Annotated in this window: 18 protein-coding genes and 1 other annotated feature; of the genes, 16 read left to right on the forward strand and 2 right to left on the reverse strand. The window is 50.9% G+C overall.

The annotated features are described in order from the left end of the window. Window positions 1-36 precede the first annotated feature (36 nt). Window positions 37-297: a binding site (T-box leader), on the forward strand. Between the two features lie 89 nt (window positions 298-386). Then, window positions 387-2,828: a leucine--tRNA ligase gene (leuS, locus tag MHH48_RS09355; RefSeq protein WP_076320556.1), complete on the forward strand. Its 2,442-nt coding sequence runs from the start codon at window positions 387-389 to the stop codon at window positions 2,826-2,828. On the opposite strand, the gene comER is transcribed toward leuS, so the two are convergent. Further along, window positions 2,809-3,651: a late competence protein ComER gene (gene comER / locus MHH48_RS09360; RefSeq protein WP_076320557.1), complete on the reverse strand. Its 843-nt coding sequence runs from the start codon at window positions 3,649-3,651 to the stop codon at window positions 2,809-2,811. The two genes, leuS and comER, sit on opposite strands and share 20 nt — an antisense overlap. Before the next feature lie 171 nt (window positions 3,652-3,822). Here comER and MHH48_RS09365 point away from each other — a divergent pair, with 171 nt between their 5' ends. The 6 genes from MHH48_RS09365 to holA all read left to right on the forward strand — a co-directional run bounded on the left by MHH48_RS09365 (window position 3,823) and on the right by holA (window position 11,203). Further along, the gene (locus MHH48_RS09365; RefSeq protein WP_076320558.1) at window positions 3,823-4,491 is read left to right on the forward strand and encodes a helix-hairpin-helix domain-containing protein; all 669 of its coding nucleotides are present in this window, start codon (window positions 3,823-3,825) and stop codon (window positions 4,489-4,491) included. Window positions 4,492-4,539: 48 nt separating this feature from the next. Continuing rightward, window positions 4,540-5,058 carry a dCMP deaminase family protein gene (locus MHH48_RS09370; protein WP_076320559.1) on the forward strand — a complete coding sequence of 173 codons (519 nt, stop codon included), beginning with the start codon at window positions 4,540-4,542 and terminating at the stop codon, window positions 5,056-5,058. A 116-nt stretch (window positions 5,059-5,174) separates the two neighbouring features. Further along, complete coding sequence (locus tag MHH48_RS09375; RefSeq protein ID WP_076320560.1) at window positions 5,175-7,898, forward strand: ComEC/Rec2 family competence protein; 2,724 nt, start codon at window positions 5,175-5,177, stop codon at window positions 7,896-7,898. A gap of 185 nt (window positions 7,899-8,083) precedes the next feature. Next, a complete protein-coding gene (locus MHH48_RS09380; protein ID WP_036644490.1) occupies window positions 8,084-8,632 on the forward strand; it encodes a sigma-70 family RNA polymerase sigma factor in 549 nt (182 codons plus the stop codon). Next, a complete protein-coding gene (locus MHH48_RS09385) occupies window positions 8,629-9,897 on the forward strand; it encodes a zf-HC2 domain-containing protein (protein WP_076320561.1) in 1,269 nt (422 codons plus the stop codon). The genes MHH48_RS09380 and MHH48_RS09385 overlap by 4 nt, the downstream gene beginning before the upstream one ends. 286 nt (window positions 9,898-10,183) lie before the next feature. Next, window positions 10,184-11,203 (forward strand): DNA polymerase III subunit delta, encoded by a 1,020-nt coding sequence (gene holA, locus MHH48_RS09390; protein WP_076320562.1) that lies wholly within the window; start codon window positions 10,184-10,186, stop codon window positions 11,201-11,203. Between the two features lie 230 nt (window positions 11,204-11,433). Here holA and rpsT read toward each other — a convergent pair whose 3' ends face one another. Continuing rightward, on the reverse strand, window positions 11,434-11,706 hold the full coding sequence (gene rpsT / locus MHH48_RS09395; RefSeq protein WP_009590780.1) for a 30S ribosomal protein S20: 273 nt from the start codon (window positions 11,704-11,706) through the stop codon (window positions 11,434-11,436). 162 nt (window positions 11,707-11,868) lie between these two features. Between rpsT and gpr the strand changes: the two genes are divergently transcribed. From gpr to grpE, 9 genes are all read left to right on the forward strand, one after another. Continuing rightward, complete coding sequence (gene gpr / locus MHH48_RS09400; RefSeq protein ID WP_076320563.1) at window positions 11,869-12,870, forward strand: GPR endopeptidase; 1,002 nt, start codon at window positions 11,869-11,871, stop codon at window positions 12,868-12,870. 166 nt (window positions 12,871-13,036) lie between these two features. Further along, a complete protein-coding gene (locus tag MHH48_RS09405) occupies window positions 13,037-14,404 on the forward strand; it encodes a stage II sporulation protein P (RefSeq protein ID WP_076320564.1) in 1,368 nt (455 codons plus the stop codon). Window positions 14,405-14,459: 55 nt separating this feature from the next. Further along, a complete protein-coding gene (locus tag MHH48_RS09410) occupies window positions 14,460-14,870 on the forward strand; it encodes a hypothetical protein (protein WP_076320565.1) in 411 nt (136 codons plus the stop codon). Window positions 14,871-14,958: 88 nt separating this feature from the next. After that, complete coding sequence (gene lepA, locus MHH48_RS09415) at window positions 14,959-16,776, forward strand: translation elongation factor 4 (protein ID WP_076320566.1); 1,818 nt, start codon at window positions 14,959-14,961, stop codon at window positions 16,774-16,776. Window positions 16,777-17,348: 572 nt separating this feature from the next. Next, window positions 17,349-18,515: a radical SAM family heme chaperone HemW gene (hemW, locus tag MHH48_RS09420; RefSeq protein WP_076320567.1), complete on the forward strand. Its 1,167-nt coding sequence runs from the start codon at window positions 17,349-17,351 to the stop codon at window positions 18,513-18,515. 76 nt (window positions 18,516-18,591) lie between these two features. Beyond that, a complete protein-coding gene (locus MHH48_RS09425) occupies window positions 18,592-19,053 on the forward strand; it encodes an N-acetyltransferase (RefSeq protein WP_076320568.1) in 462 nt (153 codons plus the stop codon). A gap of 108 nt (window positions 19,054-19,161) precedes the next feature. Beyond that, window positions 19,162-20,196, forward strand: coding sequence for a heat-inducible transcriptional repressor HrcA (hrcA, locus tag MHH48_RS09430; RefSeq protein ID WP_076320569.1), 1,035 nt, complete (start codon window positions 19,162-19,164; stop codon window positions 20,194-20,196). A 13-nt stretch (window positions 20,197-20,209) separates the two neighbouring features. Then, window positions 20,210-21,751 carry a TCP-1/cpn60 chaperonin family protein gene (locus MHH48_RS09435; protein ID WP_076320570.1) on the forward strand — a complete coding sequence of 514 codons (1,542 nt, stop codon included), beginning with the start codon at window positions 20,210-20,212 and terminating at the stop codon, window positions 21,749-21,751. A 63-nt stretch (window positions 21,752-21,814) separates the two neighbouring features. Continuing rightward, window positions 21,815-22,426 (forward strand): nucleotide exchange factor GrpE, encoded by a 612-nt coding sequence (gene grpE / locus MHH48_RS09440; RefSeq protein WP_076320571.1) that lies wholly within the window; start codon window positions 21,815-21,817, stop codon window positions 22,424-22,426. The last annotated feature ends 3 nt before the right edge of the window (window positions 22,427-22,429 follow it).

The raw sequence follows: 22,429 nt of genomic DNA on the forward strand, positions 1-22,429 counted from the left end.
ACTTTTTGGGTATAATAGCCACATTAAAACGGTAATATGAACGCGATGATGAGGATCAATCGTTCCACTTTCGATCATGCAGAGAGCCGGTGTCTGGTGAAAACCGGTTGACGATAGGAATGAACTCGCCTCGGAGCAATGGTGTTAACCCGGCCGTCGGAGGGCTGTATTCCGGCAGATTCGGCCGCTGAAGCATCGTCGTCTCATCCGCGATAAGGATGCAAAGGGAGTGAAAGGCAAAGCATGCCTTTGGCTAACTAGGGTGGTACCACGGGAATCAAACCTCTCGTCCCTAGCGATCAGCGCTATGGATGATGAGGTTTTTTTGTTTTTTTGGGCAATGGCATAGGCCTTGTCTCTCGACTGTGAAGGAGGAGCAATGAAGTATGACGGACAATCAACCAACGGGCCACGGCTATCAGCCGCAGGCCATCGAACCGAAGTGGCAGCAATACTGGGATGAGAATAAAACCTTTAAAACGGAAGATACCTCATCCAAACCGAAATTTTATGCGCTGGATATGTTTCCATATCCATCAGGCGCAGGCTTGCACGTAGGGCATCCGGAGGGGTACACGGCGACTGACATCGTGTCCCGTTACAAGCGGATGCGCGGATACAATGTGCTTCATCCTATGGGATGGGATGCCTTCGGTCTGCCAGCGGAGCAGTATGCAATGGACACAGGCAAACATCCTCGCGAGTTTACCGTGCAAAATATTGATACATTCCGCCGCCAGATCAAATCTCTCGGCTTCTCGTATGACTGGGACCGCGAGATCAGCACCACCGATCCGGAATATTATAAATGGACCCAGTGGATCTTTATCCAGCTCTATAAGCGCGGCCTCGCCTATGTGGCTGAAGTACCGGTGAACTGGTGCGAAGCGCTCGGTACCGTGCTTGCGAACGAAGAGGTCATCGACGGCAAGAGTGAACGCGGAGGCCATCCGGTCGTACGTAAACCGATGCGCCAATGGATTCTGCGTATTACCGAATATGCGGATCGTCTGCTTGAGGATCTGGATGAATTGGACTGGAGCGAGAGCCTGAAGGATATGCAGCGCAACTGGATCGGCAAATCCACAGGCGCTGAGGTTCGTTTTGACATCGAAGGGTACGATGGTCATCTGGAGGTGTTCACAACCCGTCCAGATACGCTGTTCGGGGCAAGCTACTGTGTCCTGGCGCCGGAGCATGACCTCGTGGATAAGATTACGTCAGCCGATCAGCGTGAAGCCGTCAAGGCTTATCAAGATCAAGCAGCTCGTAAAAGCGACCTGGAGCGGACGGATCTGGCCAAGGATAAAACTGGTGTATTTACGGGTGCGTACGCTATCAATCCGGTAAACGGCGCTAAAGTGCCGATCTGGATCGCGGATTACGTGCTTGCTGGCTATGGAACGGGAGCCATTATGGCGGTTCCGGGTCATGACAGCCGCGACTGGGAGTTTGCGAAGCAATTCGGTCTTCCGATTATTGAAGTTGTTCAGGGTGGAAATGTCGAGGAGGAAGCATACAGCGGCAGTGGCGCGCATGTGAATTCCGGCTTCCTGAATGGGTTGGATAATGAAGAGGCTATCCAGGCGATGAATGAATGGCTGGAGCAAGAGGGCAAGGGCAAGAAGAAGGTAACTTACCGTCTGCGCGACTGGCTGTTCAGCCGCCAACGCTATTGGGGTGAGCCGATTCCGATTCTGCATCTGGAAGACGGAACGATGAAGACCGTGCCGGAGGATCAGCTTCCATTGCTGCTGCCGGATGTGGATCAGATTAAACCGTCCGGTACCGGCGAATCGCCGCTGGCTAACGTTACGGAGTGGGTGGAAACGGTAGATCCCGAAACGGGCATGAAAGCCCGCCGCGAGACCAATACGATGCCGCAATGGGCTGGCAGCTGCTGGTACTACCTGCGTTATATCGATCCGCGTAATAATGAGGAATTGTGCTCCAAGGAGAAGCAGAAGGAATGGCTGCCGGTTGACCTGTACATCGGTGGTGTGGAGCATGCGGTGCTTCATTTGCTGTATGCACGCTTCTGGCACAAAGTATTGTATGACCTGGGTGTTGTCGATACGAAGGAGCCTTTCCAGAAACTGGTCAATCAGGGTATGATCCTGGGCAACAATAATGAAAAAATGAGTAAATCCCGCGGCAATGTCATCAATCCGGATGATATTGTTAACGAATACGGTGCCGACACGCTGCGCGTGTACGAGATGTTCATGGGGCCGCTGGAAGCGACCAAGCCATGGAACACCAACGGGGTTGAAGGAACGCATCGTTTCCTCTCCCGCGTGTGGCGCCTGTTCATCGGAGACGACGGTCAATTGAACCCTAAAATCGCGGAAGGCGAGGGTGCGGACGAATTCAAACGTACGCTGCACAAAACGATTAAGAAAGTAACCGAAGACTTTGAACATATGCGCTTTAACACAGCGATCAGCCAGCTGATGGTATTCATCAACGAGGGATACAAGACGGAAAAGCTTCCGCGCAAAGCGATGGAGAACTTCGTTCAGCTGCTTTCCCCGCTGGCCCCTCACCTGGCTGAAGAGCTGTGGAGCCGTTTAGGCTACACGGAGAGCGTAACCTACGTGCCATGGCCGGAGTATGATGAGGCTTGGACTGTAGAGGCCGAAGTTGAGATTGTTGTTCAAGTTAACGGCAAAATCGTAGAACGTGCCAAAATCTCGAAAGACATGAACCAAGAAGCCATGCAACAACATAGCCTCTCCCTTCCGAATGTCAAGCAGGCGCTGGAAGGAAAGAGTATTCGCAAAATTATTGCCGTACCGGGTAAACTGGTCAATATCGTGGCCGGTTAATCGTAAAACCGAAGGCAGCATCCAGTTTGGCCAAATCCTCCTCATACTTGTCGTGTGTGGTTTTGATCAATTGGTAGAACAATCCGTTCAGGTTTGAATCGAGCAGTGCCAAAGCCTGAGCTGTGATGCCTCCGGGAACCGCAACCCGCTCTTGCAGCTGTTCGGGGGAGAAGCCCTCCTCCGTTAGCAGCTTGCCGGTGCCAAGCAGCATTTCACCGGCTAATGCATTAAGGGTACTGCGGTCGATTCCGGTCATTTCAACGGCAGCGTCGATCCATTTTTCCATGAATAAACTTAAAAAAGCAGGTCCGCAGCTGGAGAAATCGGAAGTGATTCGTGTGTGCGATTCCAGTATCTCGAGCGGCCTGCTGATATAAGACAGGAGGCTTTCTATAAGCTGCCTGTCTTCTTCTTTTATTCGGGAACCATACATGCATAACGATGCTCCGCCTCCGGTTAAGTTGGTGATGCTCGGTATGATTTTCGCCACCTTGCAGGGCAGCGTTGATTCCAGATGGATCAATTGGACCGGACTCGTGATAGATATCGCGATTTGCCGGGCTTCAAGCCTGTCTTTGATTTCGCTGATGACCGATTTGAATTCAAGCGGCTTGATACATAGGAATAGCAGGTCGCTCTGAGAAGCCGTCTCCATGTTACAGTTGCATACCGTCAGACCGGGATGACGTTTTGCCAGCTGCAGCGGCTTTTCAGGGCTTCGGTTGCTGACCCGAATCTGCTCAGGCAGGAGTGCGCCCGATTGAATGAAGGCATCGATCAACAGACTACCCATGCTGCCCGTACCGATAAAACCGACCTTCATGTGTATGTTCCCTCCTTTCGCGCTTTACGGCAGAAATGTACCGTCCTTACGTTTAATGTATGCGGGGAAGATGCCGATTCATGACGGTTTTTCATGCGATTTCGGTAGGGAAACCGAAGAATATTCATGGGTTTGTACCAAATGAACTTTGATGTTAAGGAGAGATCATAGATGAGACGAGTATCTTTAGGTTGGAGTCTTGCCGCAACGATTGCGGGCTGCGGGTTCATCTTGTTTGCTGGCGGTACGAATCAGGGGATCGAGGGCTGGCAGCCGCTAAACGATCAGCTGGAGCAGGTGGTTGCTGCCGAAGAGAATGCGGGTGTGAAGACATCTGGGGCTGATTCCCGGCATAAGGACGTGGAACCGGCTCGAGCATCTGCTGAGCCCGAAGCGGACGTGAAAAATGCTGCAAAGACCGCTCAGGCTGGGCAGATCGAGCCTGCACATAACGCGAAGGAGCCCATGCCAAACCAAGACCAAGGAGCGGCAGAGAGCAGTACAGCAGATTATATCGCCCCATCTTCAACCTCTGGCCAATCTACTTCGGCCTCGGTTCCACCTCAGGCTGAAGTTGTCGGTCAGCAGTTACAGCAGCAAGCCCCTGTTAACAGTGTAGCGCAGCAACCAGCAGCTCCGGATTCATCCGGGTTGATTAATGTCAACACGGCGGATGCCGCAACGCTCATGGAGCTGCCTGGCATTGGCGAGGCGAAGGCCAAGGCGATTATCGATTATCGAAATCAGTTTGGTCCATTTCGAAGTCAGGCGGACTTGATGAACGTAAAGGGCATCGGTCCCAAAATGCTGGAGAAGATGAAGCCTTACGTTGGACTTTAGCTATGTGCTACAATAAAGGGGATATTGATAAGGAACAGGTGACAGATGATGAGTGCAGATCAACGTAAAGATTGGGATACTTATTTCATGGATATTGCCTTTATGGTTTCTACCCGCTCTCAATGCCCGCGGCGTCATGTCGGAGCGGTGCTGGTGCAGGGGAAGAAGCTGCTCGGAACGGCATATAACGGCGCGCCGATGGGAGTGCCTGATTGCTCGGAAGCTGGCTGTATGATCGCTGAGGATTATGAATTGGTCGTACAGGACGGCAAGGAGAGCATGGTGAAGAAACAGCGCTGCATCCGGACGATTCATGCTGAGCAGAATCTGCTGTTATTCACGGACCGGATTGATCGTGAAGGCAGCACGGTGTACGTGACGGATGAGCCCTGCTGGACCTGTGCGAATATGCTTGCCAACAGCGGCATTGTCGAGGTTGTGTTCCACCGTCCTTATCCGAAGGATTCGGGCAAGGTGTCCCGCATGATGGAACAGAAGGGTATTTTGTTCCGGCAGCTTGAAGTGTATGAGCCGCCGCGCGAAACCTTGATGACGGTAGCGGAATGATTTATGAATATGGTTGCTGAAGAATGTAAATAGGAAGACACAGAGGAAGGACCTTTGACTGCGATCTGCAGGCGAGGGTTCTTTTTTTATTTAATGATGAAGGGATTGTTCAAATCATGAGGCGAAGGCCATTACTTGTGTTTACCGTGTTATGGGTAATCGGCAGCAGTGCTGCATGCCTGTACGATGGATGGGGGCTGGCTTTGATTGCAGCCGGGCTGATTCTCATACTGCTTGCTGTATGTCATTGGGCGGGGGCAGGGCGTCTTTTTACACTCTGCATGTTGTTCTCCTTGTGCGTGTCGGGCACTTACTGGGAATGGCATGATGGGGCAAATGTAAGTGATTTCGAGTCGTTTCTCTCCGGGGAGTCATCGACGGACACCGTTCCGGTTACAGCGTTTGGTGTAATCACATCCCCTATAGAAGTGGACGGTGACCGCGCGGATTTTAATGTTGTCCTGCATGAAGCTGATCTCACGCTAGCAAAGCCTCCAGCGCCTCAAAAACAAGCGAATCCGGATAACGGGACCATGCTGAAGACAGATGATATCGTTAGGGTTCAAGTAAAACTGCTGGACAAAAGGGAGTTGGAGAGGGTTAACCGATGGCAGCGCGGGGACCGCATACAACTGAAGGGAGAGTTGCAAAAACCTGGAGAAGCCCGTAATTTTGACGGATTTGATTATGCTCAATATTTGCGAACCCAGAAAATTCATTGGATGATTAAAGTGAAAGGTTCTGAACAAGCGGGGGTCACTCCGCCTGACAGCTGGAATTTAAGTCATATTCTAAGATGGACGGATGCCGTTCGCCATAAGCTTGGGGGCAAGCTGGATGAATTGTACGGCGGAATCCACGCGGGTTATATGAAGGGACTTGTCATTGGCAATCGGGATGATCTGGATCCCGATACATTTATGGAGTTCTCGCGGCTGGGATTGACTCATATTCTTGCGATATCGGGCATGCATGTGGCTGTTGTCGTAGGATGTCTTTTATTCATATGCAACACCCTTCGAATGACGAGGGAGACCTCGCTGACGGTGGTCATGTGGCTGATTCCCGTCTACGTCCTGCTTACCGGGGCAAGCCCTTCTATCGTCCGTGCCGGCATCATGGGGATGATCGGTTTGTATGCCGCACGGCGTCGGCTTTTGAAGGATGGACTGCATATTCTGAGTGTTGCCGTGCTCGCCATGCTGCTGTGGAACCCGTATTTTCTCGTTAACGTCAGCTTTCAATTGTCATTCATCGTGACTGCGGGCTTGATGATATTCGTGCCGAAGCTGATGCCGCTGCTGACATTTTTGCCCCGCTGGCTTGCGGGAACCATTGGAGTCACGGTCGTAGCGCAGCTGATCTCCTTTCCTCTTACCATTTATTATTTCAACCAGGTGTCGCTGATTTCTGTTTTCGCCAACATGCTCCTGGTTCCAGTCATTAGCCTTGTCGTTCTTCCGCTAGGAATGGTGTCTTTGCTGATGGGGTGGGTGTGGATGCGAGGAGCCGGCTGGCTGGCAGCTGTAACGGAATGGTTAAACCAAATGACGTTCCGAATCGTTGAATGGATGAATGGTTCATCCGTGTTTATGACATTGTGGCCATCCCCGTCGATAGCCTGGATTCTGTGTTATTTTGTTCTTCTGTATGCATTGCTGTCCATTTTGAAAAAGAGTTCCGAAAATCGCGAAGGAGAGCGAAGCGGGTCCGATGATACAGTTCCGTTGGAAGGACGGATACCCTTGGATCGTAGAGGAAGCTCGTCTAGAGCGACCGGCATGTTTCCGCTTGTGGATCGATGGGCCGGTGCGTTACGATGGAGAGGTTTTCTTCGCGCCAGTGATTATATCGAACGCTATGCAACGAGATCCGCGATCGTCCTGCTGTCTGGGGCTTTGGGTCTTTTACTGTACGGCGGCTATCAATCTCCGTCCATGCACGGAGCGGGACTGGTGCAATTCCTGGATGTAGGACAAGGAGATTCGATACTGGTAACAACACCTGAGGGCAAGCATATTCTCATTGACGGTGGTGGCACGGTGAATTTTCGTAAGGAAAAGGATACTTGGAAAGAACGAAAGTCTCCGTATGAGGTGGGAGCGAAAGTGGTGGTTCCATTGCTGAAAAAACGGGGCGTGCACCAGCTTGAGGCTGTCATCATGTCCCATGGAGACCAGGATCATATCGGCGGCTTCCAGGCTGTTTTGCAGGAAATCTCCGTAAAATCGGTTGTATTCAACGGGACCTTGACCGACTCGGCTTCCTTCCGGAAACTGATGTTAACCGCCGTTCAGCAGCGCATTCCCATTTACGAGGCTGGAGTGGATCGGGAAGTATGGAAGCTTGACAGTCATACGCAAATCCAATTTTTAGCGCCTATCTTCCCAGAAAGTGGAGAAATCATAAAACCATTACCGTTGATTAAGGAGCAGAATCATGCTTCACTAGTATTTGTCCTTCAGATGAACGGCAGCCGGTTCTTATTTACGGGTGACACGGACCAAGCTGCCGAACATAATATATTGCTGCACCTGGAGGAACGTTCTTCACAGGATGATTTCGTTTCACGGAGCGCTGCTGCCGAAAACCGGATCGATGTCATGAAAGTTGCCCATCATGGAAGCAAAACCTCGACATCCGCACTCTGGCTGAATGCATGGAAGCCGAAGGCAGCGGTTATTTCCGCTGGCGTCAACAATATCTACGGCCACCCTCATCCGGATGTGGTCGGACGGTTGGAACGTTCCTCGATGCTCATCTATCAGACCAACCTTCACGGTGAAATCCAGATGAGGATCAAGGATGGACATATTGAAACGCGTACGAAGCTTCCATGAAAACAGCCAGCTGTCCTTTGGACATAGATTCGTAGTATGATCTTTTATAGGAAAATGCAGCGGTGACTATAATCTTTATATTTGGTATAGTTAGATGAAGTTTCCTAAAAAAATAATAGGTTACATACTGCAACATTTTTTTAATTCTATCCGTCTGTATGTATGCAGGGAGAGGGGGATCCACTGTGGTGGAGCAGGGACTCATAAGAGCCGCTCAATCGGGCGATCGCGACGCTCTAATCACCCTATTGCGAGAAATTGAGCAACATGTTTACCGAACTGCTTATTACATTTTAAACAATGAACAGGATGCTATGGATGCAGCCCAGGAAGCACTTATACGTGTATATACGAAGATTAACTCCTACGAGGAGAAGGCTCAGTTCAAAACTTGGGTCCAGCGGATTGTCACCAACATATGCATTGATAAATTCCGCAGGACCAAGCCGACGGTTTCCATCGATGAACATGATCTGGTGTTTCGGGATAATCTCGATGTAGAACGGGAAGTGATGTCGGGATATCTGGCTCAGGATATTCAGGAAGCCATTAATCAACTGCCGGATCATCATCGCACGGTCATTGTCTTAAGGTATTTGCAGGATCTATCCTACAACGAAATTGCTGATTGTCTGAACCTCCCGCTCAATACGGTGAAATCCTATTTGTTCAGGGCCAGGCAGCAGCTGCAGAATATGCTCCAAGAGCATCAGAAAGGTGGTGTATCAGGATGAATTGCCAAGAGGTGGTGGAACGCATGCACCGGTATTTGGACCGGGATCTCACTTCGGAGGAGACGGCCGAAATGTATCAGCATATTGCCGTGTGCCCCATGTGTGCGGAGACCTTTAATATATTGAAATCATTGAACAGAGAGCTTGAGGATCTCCCGGCCGTAACCCCGCCTGTCAGTCTGGTAGACGCTATCATGCCTAGACTGGATGCCATTGACCGTGAACGCCAGAACCTTGTCGTACCTCCAGCCGTGAAAAGCCAGGAGCCCGCCGAAATGATGCCGGAAATGCGGCGTCCGCGACGTGCGGGAAGCTGGTGGAGCACGGTTGGCGGAAGAACGGCTATCGGTGCCGCTGCCGCTGTACTTATTTTTAGCGTAGCTATTTTAAATAATGAACCGAAGATGCTATCCGATGCGGAGATTCCATACGAAGAGGCAAGCACGACCAGTGCCGGGGCGAATGACGACTCGGCAGCAACGCAGAGTCAGGAAATCGCTCAGCCGTTTGCCGCCGAAGGCGGCACGGAGACGGGTGGCGCATCGGATGAGGGAAGCGATCCATCCGCAAATCTGCGGAGTTCGCCTTCAGAATCGTCATCGGAAGCCAATTCTAAGTCTGCTCCGAATGAAACGAAGGCAACGCCGGAACCATCGGATGGGGCTAACGGCACCAAGAAAGATGTTACAGCACCCGATAATTCGGTCCAGAAGAAGGATGAAGGGGAACCTCAAACATCAGACCAACCTGCAAAGAGCAACAATGAGGGATCAAACAACGATACTATAAGTCCGTCTGACCCTCCGGCCAGTGAACCTGAGCAGAAATCCGAAACCATGGATATCCAGACTTCACCTACGGATTCGGCGGATGCCACGTCAGAGATGCTGCCTCCAATTAGCGATCCTTCCGGTGATGCAGGCACGGGAAGCCTAGAATCATCCGACAGGTCAACCGGATCGTACCAAGGACTGGTGAAGGTACCGGAACAGTGGTCGTCCCCGGACGGCCTCTACCGAGCTTCGCTGGAGGCCGACCATCTGATTATCTATCGCCTGCCATCGGGAAGCCAAACCTCGCCTGAGGCGGTTGAAACGGTTGAGACGATTCCGCTCGGCGGAAGCTGGGTATCCGGTCAATGGTCAGAGGACGGCTTAACGTTTAAGTACAAGGTGCAGACGAATAACGAATTGGTTGAATCCGTCTATTCCATTGAGAAGTCTCAGCCTCCGGCGACTACGGGGCAGAAGCAGCCTAAACAATAGAAATATTCAGAGATATATACAATCGGTGCACCAATGCCGGGAGATATGAATACACTATATATTAGAGAGAGCATTATACCAACTACCGTCGTATGACCGACGGCGAGGTGTTTCTAGAGCATACTTGCCGGCGTTTATATAGATGTGTTGGGACGAAGGGACCTTGCCGCTGCCAAGCCGAGGTCTCTTTGTTTTCGTGTGGATGATTTCATTTTTATGCTTGTCGTCTATCGCATTCAGGCACTCTTTTTTGGTATAGTGTACAGAGTAGAAAGGGGGGACGCCGATGGATGCCAAAGCGGCGGCCAAGGCGGTTAAGCAGGGAGATGTGTCTGCCGTCTATTTGTTGTATGGCAGCGAGAAATTTCAAATGAAGGAATTCGCTGAATTTCTGGAAGCCCAGCTGATCCCAAAAGAAGACCGTGATTTTGCGCTTGTTCATATGGATTTAGGGGAGGTTCCGATTCAAACCGTCATTGAAGAAGCGGAGACGGTTCCATTTATGGTTCAGAAAAAATTGATCATGGTCAGGGACACGGCTTTTTTTACCGCAGCAAAAGATAACGGGAAAGTGGATCATCGTCCAGAGGCTTTGCTGGATTATTTGACCAATCCCGCTGATTATAGTGTGATTGTCTTTATGGTTGGACAAGAAAAGCTGGATGAACGCAAAAAGGTAGTCAAGGCAGTTAAGAAATCAGGGGTTGCCTTGTCCTTTATGCCTTTGGGCGGGGAGGATCTGCTTCGCTGGGTGGACAAGCAGGTGAAGAACGGAAACTGCACGCTGCGAGAAGGTGCGGCGGAGGCGATCGTGCGAAATGCGGGAACCAGTCTTCAGGCATTATCAGGTGAGATCGAAAAGCTGTGTTTATATGCTGGTGCCGGCGGAGTGATTGATGTCGCAACCGTGGATATGCTGGTGGCGCGCAGCACGGAACAGAATGTGTTTGCGCTTGTAGAGGATATTGCGAATCTCCGATTGGACAAGGCGCTCGGAATCTATTATGAGCTGCTGAAGCAGCGCGAGGAGCCGATCAAGATTGCGGCGCTCATCACCAGACAGTTCCGGATTATTCTGCAGGTGAAGACTCTATCTACCCAGAGCTACTCGCAGCAGCAAATTGCTTCCCAGATCGGATTGCATCCCTATGCGGTGAAGATTGCGGGCGAGCAAGCCCGCAAGTTTGAGACAGCACGCCTTGAAGGCATTCTGAACCATCTGGCGAATCTGGATTACCAGATGAAGACCGGGGCCGTGGATAAGGTGCTCGGCATCGAATTGTTTTTGCTGCGGCTTGGGGCTTAACACACCCGCAACAAGTTAAGAGCGTACGGCCGCGGGAGCAGTCGTACGCTCTTTTTGTTTAGAGATCAGAAAGCATGAACTTCAGAGGCTTACCCACCTGATCTTGCAAAAAAAAATCCGTTATATGTGGTTGACTGCCGAGAAGAGCACGTTGATCAACGTGCTACAAAAAGCCCTGAGCAGTGTGAACTGTTCAGGGCTTTTTCCATGTCGTATTCAACAAACGTTACTTACGCTTGCGACGTAAGAGCGTTCAGTCTTTTCGCCAGACGGGACTTCTTGCGGGCAGCTGCGTTCTTATGGATCAGGCCCTTTGTTACAGCTTTATCAAGCTTCTTGGAAGCAGCCTGGAAAGCAACTTTAGCAGCTTCGATTTCTGTACCGTTCAACGCTACGTCAGCAGTTTTAACAGCTGTGCGAAGCGCGGATTTTTGAGAAATGTTAAGCGCGTGGCGTTTGTCATTTGTCTTTACACGTTTAATCGCGGATTTAATGTTTGGCATTACATTCACCTCCTGTAAGGCATTTCAATAGAGCGAAATGATTCACAACTTAAAATATTTTAGCATGGGGGTGGACAAAAAGCAATACTCATTCGGACTTCTGCATAATCTCTCCCATACTCTCGCACACTACTAGCAATATGAGGAGGAGTGTGAATTTCTATGGATCTGGATCTGCAAAAATACTCGGTCCGAACGGACCTGGCGGTGGAATCAAGAGAACTGGCGGGAGGCAAAGGGGGCGCGCCCATTCCTGGTGTGATGGAGGATGTGGTGCAGGAGGACGGAATCAAGATTACAAGGCTGGACGTGGAGAACGATGCAGCCTCTAAGCAAATTGGAAGAGTAAAGGGCCATTACGTCACGTTGGAGGTACCCGATCTTCGCAAGGGGGATACGGGGCTTCAGGATCAAGTATCTGTTGTCTTCGCTCGTGAGTTTGAGGCATTCATGTCCCGGATCGGGATCGGACCCAATGCAAGCGTGCTCATTGTCGGGCTCGGCAACTGGAACGTGACGCCGGATTCCCTGGGACCGCTGGTGGTGGAGAACGTGATGGTAACCCGACAGTTTTTCGAGCTTATGCCGGATCGGGTGGCGCCAGGCTATCGACAGGTTAGTGCCGTAGCGCCAGGCGTTCTCGGTCTGACAGGCATTGAATCGAGCGAAACGGTTCAGGGCATCGTGGAGCAAACCCGTCCCGAACTGATCATCGCTATTGACGCTCTGGCTTCGCGCTCGCTGGAACGGGTGAATACGACCATCCAGATTGCGGATATCGGAATCCACCCCGGTTCTGGCGTTGGCAATAAGCGCAAGGGATTGACGCAGGAAATTCTCGGGGTCCCCTGCATTGCGATCGGAGTTCCGACCGTCTGCTATGCTTCCACCATCGTTAATAACGCCATTGAGCTCATGAAATCTCATTTTGGCGAAGGTGCGCCGGAGACGGGCAAAATTATGGGCATGCTCCATGATATACCCGAAGGTGATCGCCTCGCACTGGTGAAGGAGGTTCTGGAGCCGCTGGGCCATGACCTTATCGTAACGCCCAAGGAGATTGACGAATTTATAGAGGACATCGCCAATATCGTGGCAACCGGCCTGAACGCAGCGCTGCATGAGGCTGTGGATCCCGGCAATGTAGGTGCGTACACGCACTAACCCAGCATGAAAGCTCCGAATCTATCGGAGCTTTTATATTTTTCATGGATCTAGTTCTATCGATTCTCCCCGGTTCATAGATTTGAAATATAAGAGATTACACAAGTCGCGGGAACGGCGGAATGATGGCCGAAATAGCTCCCGGCGAACCGAGGAGGGCATCGTTATGAACAATCGCAAGTTTCGCATCTGGAATATTGCCAGACTGAAACGGAAGGTTATGGAAGGTCTGAGCATGGGTCGAACGCTCATTATACTAATGCTAGGTTCTCTTATATTTTTTATTTTACTAGGGCTCGGAGGGATGGCGGAACAGCGGATGAATTCCTCGCCCGTATCATCAATGAAAGGATTGGCCGCTTCGTTATCCAGCCATTTTTTCATTGATATGATCGGCATGGAGATGCCGCATATGACGGCTTCCAAAGAGACCTCAAGCTTCTCCGGCGAGAAAATGTCGACCTTCGTCTTTGAACTGCTGACGAGTGTGAACCCGAGGGATCCAAAAAGCCTTCTTGCAGGAGAACTGCCTGGCATGAAAGCAAATCAACCGGTACAGCTGTCTCATGGGTCCGGTAACGAGGATGGGGAGGCACCGGCGGATTACCGGCCGGATCCCGCGGAGGGGCAGGCAGAGAGCGATCCTGCTGATGCCGGAGAAGAGCCGCCGCAAGGCGGTCGGGGAGATATCGGCAATGAGGATAATGGTGAGGATGTCCCGGGTCAGGGTACGGAGGACGAGCCCGGCAGTAAGAACGATCCTGGAAGCACCTCCAAGGATGGAAAGTCTACGAATGGAAAGAAAGCCGTTCTCATCTATCATTCACACCCGCAGGAAGCATATAACCCGCTGCTGACACATCCTTCCGATAATCCGGGGGCGGTATCCCCGAGCAAGAACGTCATGCTGGTAGGCAGTTTGCTGAGCAAAAGACTTGAAGCCAACGGGATTGGCACCCTGCATGATCAAAGTGACTATCAATCTACCATTGAAGGGTATAATTACAACTTTTCTTATAAATACTCGCGTCAGATGGTCATGGAGGCCATGTCCCAGAACGACGGCATTAACTATCTGATCGATATCCATCGGGATTCGCAGCGGTATAACAAAACGACAGCAACCGTAAACGGCGTCAACTATGCCAAGGTTTACTTCATCATCGGACATGCGAACGAGAACTGGAGACAGAACGAGGCGTTTGCAAGCAAAATCAATGCCAAGCTGGAACAGTCCTATCCCGGGGTGTCTCGGGGAGTGTGGGGTAAATCAGCGGATCAAGGGAACGGGGAATATAATCAATCCCTGTCGCCGAACAGCATCCTGATCGAAATCGGCGGAATCGATAATACGAAGGAAGAATTGCAGCGGACAGCTGAAGCGTTGGCGGACATTATTGCAGATGTGTACTGGCAGGAGCAAGAGGCGGAGAAAGCCAGTGTGAAAAAAGACAATGATCAAACGAAGAAGCAGTCCGTTTCCGCGGAAACCAAGGGCGGAAGCAAAAAAGGCACAGCAGCCAAAGCAGGCTAACATTTCGGCGGCAACGATGGAGCAAGAGTGAGCAGGTAAATCAGGGAGGGACTCTGTGATGTCAAGAATGGGAAAACGGTTTGTGGCTCTTATCATATGGACAGGCATCGGCATATTGGTCGGCATGCAGCTTGGCGGGGCAAAGGCGCCCGTATCGACAGACGGTACAGGCGCCGTGCAAACTGTGCAGCAAGACCATGCTCAGAATCCGCAAGGCGGAGCTGCCCAAGGGAATGGATGGGGAGGGACACGCAAGACCCCTCCCTTATCAGAGTCCGTTGTTCTAGAACAAGATGCTCGTAAGACACTACCTGAATATGAGCCTACGCCTAGCGACATCCTGCTTCCCGAACGCTCGCAACCGCCTGCCGATGTCCTTGCAGACAAGACGGCAGGACTGCTCCAACAGCTGTCTGACAAAAGCATACGCTGGGTCGTGTCGATGTTCGGATCGATCGCGGAATAAATTCACCTTTATTCTCAGCATTGCTGTGCATCCCCTCAACTGGTATAATAAGTTGATTCAAACATCTGGTGGTTGTTGGGGGTTAGGCATGACAGACGTACAAGCAAGACAACAAAAAATTCGTAATTTCTGTATCATTGCACATATAGACCATGGGAAATCGACGCTTGCTGACCGTATATTGGAATTTACGGGTGCATTAACTTCGCGTGAAATGCAAGAGCAGGTACTGGATCAGATGGATCTGGAGAGAGAGCGCGGGATTACCATCAAGCTGCAGGCGGTTCGCCTGAATTACAAAGCCGATGACGGTGAGGAGTATATATTGAACCTGATTGATACTCCAGGGCACGTCGACTTTACGTATGAGGTATCTCGAAGCCTGGCTGCTTGTGAAGGCGCGCTGCTCGTCGTTGATGCTGCACAGGGAATTGAAGCGCAGACGTTGGCCAACGTATATTTGGCACTGGATAACAATCTTGAAATTCTGCCTGTCATTAACAAAATTGACCTGCCAAGCGCCGATCCCGAGCGGGTGAAGCAGGAAGTTGAGGATGTCATCGGACTGGATGCCAGCGATGCCGTATTAGCTTCCGCCAAGGCGGGTATCGGAATCAAGGAAATTCTGGAGCAGGTGGTTCAGAAAGTCCCTGCGCCAACAGGCGATTCGGAAGCACCCCTGAAAGCGCTGATTTTCGACTCCCATTATGATCCTTACAAAGGTGTCATCGTATATGTGCGCGTTCTTGACGGAAGTATCAAAGCCGGTTCCAAGATCAAGATGATGGCTACCGGCAAAACCTTCGAGGTTATTGAGGTGGGGGCGTTTAAGCCGCGCATGTCCATCGTGGACGAGCTTAATGTTGGCGATGTCGGTTTCATCGTGGCTGGCATGAAGAGCGTCGGCGATACGCAGGTCGGTGATACGGTAACGGATGCCAAGCGTCCGACGGCCGAGCCGCTTCCGGGTTACCGCAAAATCAACCCGATGGTATTCTGTGGTCTGTATCCAATCGAGACGTCAGACTACAATGATCTGCGCGAAGCGCTCGAGAAGCTGCAGCTTAATGATGCATCGCTCAGTTTTGAGCCAGAGACATCCAGCGCGCTCGGATTCGGTTTCCGTTGCGGATTCCTAGGCCTGCTGCACATGGATGTCATCCAGGAGCGGATTGAACGCGAGTTTAATATACCGCTGATTACAACGGCGCCGAGCGTTATTTACCGCATTACGCTGACAAACGGGGAGCAGATCCAGATCGATAACCCGTCTCATTATCCTGAGGTCGGCAAGGTCGATTATGTTGAAGAGCCTTATGTTAAAGCAGGTATTATCGTTCCGAACGATTATGTTGGAGCGATCATGGAACTCTGCCAAAATAAACGCGGCGAATTCGTGAATATGGAATACCTGGACACAACGCGCGTCACCATTACCTATGAAATTCCGTTGTCGGAAATCGTGTATGATTTCTTCGACCAGTTGAAATCGAGCACCAAAGGATATGCTTCATTTGATTACGAGCTATCCGGGTACCGTCGATCCAATCTGGTCAAAATGGATATTTTGCTTAATGCCGAGCAAGTGGATGCCTTGTCCTTTATCGTGCACAAGGACCGTGCCTATCACCGCGGACGGTTGATTTGCGAGAAGCTGCGCGAGCTGATTCCTCGTCAAATGTTCGAAGTGCCGATTCAAGCTTCCGTTGGGACCAAGGTTGTGGCCCGTGAAACGGTTAAAGCGATGCGTAAAAACGTTCTTGCCAAGTGTTACGGCGGTGACATCTCCCGTAAACGGAAACTCCTTGAGAAGCAGAAGGAAGGTAAGAAACGGATGAAACAAGTCGGCAGCGTTGAAGTGCCGCAGGAAGCTTTCATGGCGGTATTGAAAATTGACGACAAGTAATTTTGCATAGGAATGGCAGGCCCACTAGTTAATGGGCTGGACTGGTCCTACGTGTATAGCCTTAGTAAATGATGGGAAAGCCGATTCTCGGCTTTCCTTTCTTTCATTCCAAGAGGCATAGCGTTATAGTAGAGAAGGAACTTCCATGAAGTTACTTAAAGAGGTTGTTCAAAAAGTCATCTTTTGATAAGAAAACCTGATCGATGTCAGTTCAAGGATGAGCGACCGCGATTCAAAGGTAGGCTTTCTTGCGATATAGAATTTCATCAGCTCTGCTGATAACGTATAAATTCTATATCTAACACGAAGCAGCACATGAAGCTTAATCGACATCGAATATTGAATTCAGCCGGGCCTTCCGGTGCTCACGTAGGTTTTGCAAGCTTATGCTTCCGAAGCCGTTTTCTCATGAAAACGTTCAGCTCCGCTCCTCAGTCCCTAGCTTCATCCAACTAAAGCGTTTTGAAAAAACGCACATCGGAAGCATAAGCTTCGGTGCTGAAAACCTGACTTTTTGAACTCGCACTTAAAGTAAGTCATGCCAGAGGTGTACATGAGGGGGCAAGAAAAGAATGAAGGCAAACGATCAACGGACGGAAGCAGTGTACATTCACATTCCGTTTTGTACCAATAAATGTTTTTACTGCGACTTCAATTCCTATGTGTTGAAGGATCAGCCGGTGATGGATTATCTGCGCGCGCTGGATAAGGAGATGGAGCTGACCGTTCAGGCCAACTCGCCGGGACGAATCAAAAGCATTTTTGTAGGCGGCGGGACCCCTACGGTGCTGAAGCCAAATGAAATGGAATACTTCTTGCAAAGCGTGAAGCGCCATTTTCCGGAATGGTCCGATCGTATTGAATTTTCGATGGAAGCGAATCCCGGCACCACGGATTTGGAGAAACTGTCCGTGATGCGCGAAGGCGGCGTGAACCGGATCAGCTTCGGGGTGCAGGCGTTCCAGAACAGCTTGTTGACCGGCATCGGCCGGATTCATGATACGGATGACGTGTATCGAAGTCTCGAGAATGCCAGAAGAGCAGGCTTTGAAAACATGTCCATCGATTTGATGTTCGGGCTCCCGAATCAAACCTTGGACATGCTTGCGGAAAGCGTGGATAAGGCGCTAGAGCTTGGACTTCCGCATTATTCAATCTACAGCTTAAAGGTTGAAGAAAATACGCTGTTCCATACGATGTACCAGCGAAACCAGCTGCCGCTTCCGGATGAGGAGGATGAGCTGAATATGTATCTTCTATTAATGGAGCGGATGCAGGCTGCCGGATATAAACAGTATGAGATCAGTAATTTTGCCAAACCCGGCTTTGAGAGCCGGCATAACATGACGTATTGGCGCAACGAGGATTATTATGGCTTGGGCGCGGGAGCGCACGGATACGTCGGTCGTCAGCGCCATGTGAACATCAAAGGCGTCAACCCATATAATGAAGCAGCGAATCAAGGACTTCCGCGATTGGAGAGCTTTGAGGTATCAAGGGAAGAAGCGATGGAGGATTTCCTTATGGTCGGGCTCCGCGTGCTGGATGGCGTTTCGCGCAGCCGGTTCCGGCAGCAATTCGGAACTTCCATGGAAGAAGTATTCGCCGGGCCGCTGAATAAAATGGTGAGTGCGGGACTTCTTGATTCTACGGAGGACGGATATAAACTGAGCAGTAAAGGCATTCTGTTCGGCAACGATGTGTTCGCTGAATTTATAGGCAGTTTGACGGCAAATTAATCTATTGAACTTATATGCGCTCTGTTGTATATTTATTCATAACATGACGGAGCGTGTAAAGGGGAGACGGACAACCATGTCGGCGGTATGCAGAAAGGCGAAGTTAGAAGATGTCGAGCCGCTGTATCAGATGATTCAGGGATATGCGGAACAGGGGATTATGCTGCCCCGGTCCAAAAAAGTGTTGGAGAAACAAATCGGGGAATTCGTTGTGGCCGAATCCGAAGGGAACGTGATCGGCTGCGGTTCCTTGTGTCAGCTGGGAAATGATTTGGTGGAGATTCGTTCACTCGGCATCTCTGATGGTTATAAAGGGCAAGGGATCGGCTCCATGCTCGTGGATTCCCTTCTGGAGGAAGCGAAACGCCGTGAGCTTCCGAAAGTGATGGCCTTGACGTATGAAGTATCCTTTTTCATCAAAAACGGTTTTGCCGTCGTGGAGAAGGAGATTTTTCCGGAGAAGGTGTGGACCGACTGCGTTCACTGCAAGAAGCAGCATGCTTGTGACGAAATAGCTGTTCTTAAAGTACTGAACTGACTTGACAATCCTCAGGTCGGTTTGGTATTTTTGTTATATCGGTTAGCACTCGATGACGATGAGTGCTAACGAAAGAGAAAATAAGCAGTCAGCAAGGAGGGGAGCGACATGTTAACAGATCGTCAACGCATGATTTTGAATGCCATTGTGGATGACTATATCCGTTCTGCCGAACCGGTTGGTTCAAGAAGCATTTCCAAACGCGGGGATGTCGGATACAGTCCGGCAACCATTCGAAACGAGATGGCTGATCTGGAGGAACTCGGATTTCTGGAGCAGCCTCATACATCAGCTGGACGAATTCCGTCACATAAAGGATATCGTTATTATGTTGATCATCTCACGTCGTCGTTTTCCTTGAACCCTGCGGAACTGCATATGATGAAATCCTTTTTTGCAGAAAAGCTGAACGTGATGGAGCAGATGATACAGCATACAGCGAGCATTCTGTCTCAGATGACTAATTATACTTCCATCCTGCTGGGACCGGAAGTTTTTCATACGTCTTTGCGTCATTTCCAGCTTCTTCCTCTCCATGAGGATCAAGCGGTAGCCATCATCGTCACCAGCACAGGGCAAGTCGAGAACAAAATTGTTTCGATTCCGCAGGGTGTGTCCGTTTCGGATTTGGAGCAAGTGGTAAATCTTCTGAACAAGAAGCTGGTCAATGTGCCTCTATATAAACTCAAGACCCGTTTGTATACGGAGATTGGCGAGGAAATGCAGCGGCATATTTCACATTATGAAGATCTCATGAGTATGCTGGATATCGCCCTTAACAATGAACCGGACCATCGCGGCATATATCTCAGCGGCACGACCCACATGCTGAATCAGCCGGAGTTCAAGGATGTTGATAAGGTAAGGGAAATCTTCGAGCTTCTGGAGCAGACACCCGCACTGTTGAAGCTCATGGCCCCCGCTCCCGGTGAGCATGGTGTCCAAGTGAAGATCGGTACGGAGAATACGCATGAGGCGATTTCCAATTGCAGTTTGATCACAGCGACTTATTCAATAGACGGAAAAGCGCTCGGTTCGATTGGTATTCTCGGTCCTACAAGAATGGAATATGCACGGGTGATCGGCATCTTGAATGTGTTATCCCATGACCTGACGAAGCTGCTGTCACACTGGTACAAGTAAAGGAGTGAGACAGATGAGCCAAGGACAACATAGCCAAGTGGACGGAGATGAGCGTTATTCTACGCTATTGAACAACAGTAATGCCGTCCGGGCCGTCACGTCCGCTGTTGAAGGCACGCTTGGTCCCAAGGGGCTCGACGTGATGCTGGTGGGTCCCCGTGGCGAAGTGGTCATTACCAATGATGGGGTTACGATTCTGGATAAAATGGATGTCACCCACCCGGCAGCGCGCCTGCTCATTCAGGTGGCAAGAGCGCAGCAGGAGAAAATCGGCGACGGAACCACAACGGCTACCGTACTTGCAGGCGCACTCGTGCAGGAAGGGGTCTCCCGCATAACCCGCGGGGTCCCTGCTTCCAAGGTGGTGGAGGGGCTGCGTCAGGGGATCGAGAAGTCGATGCAGCTCTTAACAAAGCGGGTTCGGCTGATTGACGGATTGGATGATCCGCTTCTGGAACGGACGGTGTACGTTGCTGGGCGTGAACGGAAGGACATCGTGGAGCTGATTATGCAAGCCGCGCGGAAAGCCGGAATCACCCGTCTTCAGGATCCTTCCTACTCGCTCGCAGACAGTATAATTGCTCTGGAGAATGCCGAGAATGAAGTGTTCGAGGGGGTTCTGCTCCGGCAGCGGCCGATCTTCGCCCGGGAGTCCAAGTCGTATGACGATGCAAAAGTGTTGGTGCTCTTTGATTCCCTGGAACCAGATGAGATCGATGAAGAGGCGCTCACAACCGAAGCCGGATTTGCCCAATATATGGACCTCCGAAAAGTGTTCGCTTCCGATTTAGAGAGATTGTCCGAACTGTCCGTAAAACTCATCCTGCTTGAAAAAGGCATCCATCCGGATGCAGAGCAGTTTTGCCTGGATCACGGCATGATGGTTGTGCCGCGCGTGTCACGTGCGGATCTTCGCCGGGTAAGCGACATGACGGGAGCTACTCCCATACGCCGGAAGGCGTTACATAAAGACTCGAAGGAGCTTGCAGCCCTTCTGGGTGATACCCCGCGTGTCGCTTACGATGAAGGCATTGAGAAAATCCGGCTGGCCTGCGGCAGCCAGGACCGGGAACGTATTGTGACGGTCATTGTTGGGGCAAGCACTTCGGAAGTCGTAGGCGAGGCGGCCAGAATTGCGGGAGATGCGGCCTCGGCACTGCAGGCTGCCGTTTCCGGCGGGGTACTTCCAGGCGGCGGGACAAGCGAACTCGCGGTGTCCTACGAATTGGAACGGATCCGGGAGGCTCAGAAAGGCATGGAAGCCTTCGGTATGGAAGCCGTTTCGGCCGCGCTGCGCAAGCCGATGTCGCAGATACTTCTCAATGCCGGTTACAATCCGCTCGAGAAGATGGAAGAAGTGCGTGCTGCGCAAATCCGTGCAGACTCTGATTGCATGGGCATTGATTGCGACAGCGGCCGGGTTGTTGATTACGAGGAGCTGGGCGTGCTGGATCCGGCTCCGGTTAAACTTCATGGCCTGCGAGCAGCCGGCGAAGTTGCTGCAGCCGTGCTGCGGATTCATCACGTCATCAAGATGAAAGAAATAGGCGAATAACCCTTACGGGATAAAATGAATCACAGACAGTCTGTTTTAGAATATGAAGGAGGTGAAGGCGTCTTGAATAATGAGCATAAGGATGCCGTTCAAGATACAGTTACAGAAGAAACGATGGAAGAAACTTTGGAGAACACGCCAAACTCGGGTGAGAGTGGGTCTGCGGAGGAAGCCGTAAATCCCGAACAGGAGATTCCTGTAACGGATTCGGCGGATGATGCAGGTTCAGCTGAGCTTGAGAAACTTCAGGCCGAGGTGCTGGAGCACCAGCAGCGTACCCTGCGAGTACAAGCGGATTTCGATAACTTCCGTCGTCGTACACAGAAGGAGAAAGAAGATCTGGGCAAATACGCTTCTTCCAAACTGATTACAGAGCTTCTGCCTGTCATCGATAACTTTGAGCGTGCGCTTCAGGCATCCGAGGAAAACCCGGAGTTTGAATCTTTCTCCAAGGGAGTTAACATGATCTTCCGCCAGTTGGAATCTGTTCTCGCTACCGAAGGTTTAACGGCGATGAAGAGCGTAGGCGAGCCGTTTAATCCGGAGTATCACCAAGCGATCATGCAGGTGGAGAGCGATGAATACGAGGAAGGCATCGTAGTTGAGGAAGTGCAGAAGGGGTATATGCTAAAAGACAAAGTATTGAGACCTGCGATGGTTAAAGTGAGCATGTAAGCG

The organism is Paenibacillus sp. FSL F4-0100 (genome assembly GCF_037993005.1).
Taxonomy (GTDB): Bacteria; Bacillota; Bacilli; order Paenibacillales; family Paenibacillaceae; genus Paenibacillus_AQ.

What these genes read in the sequence shown, in the direction of transcription:
- comER (WP_076320557.1), bottom strand. Translation starts at nt 3,651, where the DNA reads ATGAAGGTCGGTTTTATCGGTACGGGCAGCATGGGTAGTCTGTTGATC.
- MHH48_RS09375 (WP_076320560.1), top strand. Translation starts at nt 5,175, where the DNA reads ATGAGGCGAAGGCCATTACTTGTGTTTACCGTGTTATGGGTAATCGGC.
- MHH48_RS09370 (WP_076320559.1), top strand. Translation starts at nt 4,540, where the DNA reads ATGAGTGCAGATCAACGTAAAGATTGGGATACTTATTTCATGGATATT.
- holA (WP_076320562.1), top strand. Translation starts at nt 10,184, where the DNA reads ATGGATGCCAAAGCGGCGGCCAAGGCGGTTAAGCAGGGAGATGTGTCT.
- gpr (WP_076320563.1), top strand. Translation starts at nt 11,869, where the DNA reads ATGGATCTGGATCTGCAAAAATACTCGGTCCGAACGGACCTGGCGGTG.
- hemW (WP_076320567.1), top strand. Translation starts at nt 17,349, where the DNA reads ATGAAGGCAAACGATCAACGGACGGAAGCAGTGTACATTCACATTCCG.
- MHH48_RS09365 (WP_076320558.1), top strand. Translation starts at nt 3,823, where the DNA reads ATGAGACGAGTATCTTTAGGTTGGAGTCTTGCCGCAACGATTGCGGGC.
- rpsT (WP_009590780.1), bottom strand. Translation starts at nt 11,706, where the DNA reads ATGCCAAACATTAAATCCGCGATTAAACGTGTAAAGACAAATGACAAA.
- lepA (WP_076320566.1), top strand. Translation starts at nt 14,959, where the DNA reads ATGACAGACGTACAAGCAAGACAACAAAAAATTCGTAATTTCTGTATC.
- MHH48_RS09435 (WP_076320570.1), top strand. Translation starts at nt 20,210, where the DNA reads ATGAGCCAAGGACAACATAGCCAAGTGGACGGAGATGAGCGTTATTCT.
- MHH48_RS09405 (WP_076320564.1), top strand. Translation starts at nt 13,037, where the DNA reads ATGAACAATCGCAAGTTTCGCATCTGGAATATTGCCAGACTGAAACGG.
- leuS (WP_076320556.1), top strand. Translation starts at nt 387, where the DNA reads ATGACGGACAATCAACCAACGGGCCACGGCTATCAGCCGCAGGCCATC.
- MHH48_RS09385 (WP_076320561.1), top strand. Translation starts at nt 8,629, where the DNA reads ATGAATTGCCAAGAGGTGGTGGAACGCATGCACCGGTATTTGGACCGG.
- MHH48_RS09425 (WP_076320568.1), top strand. Translation starts at nt 18,592, where the DNA reads ATGTCGGCGGTATGCAGAAAGGCGAAGTTAGAAGATGTCGAGCCGCTG.
- hrcA (WP_076320569.1), top strand. Translation starts at nt 19,162, where the DNA reads ATGTTAACAGATCGTCAACGCATGATTTTGAATGCCATTGTGGATGAC.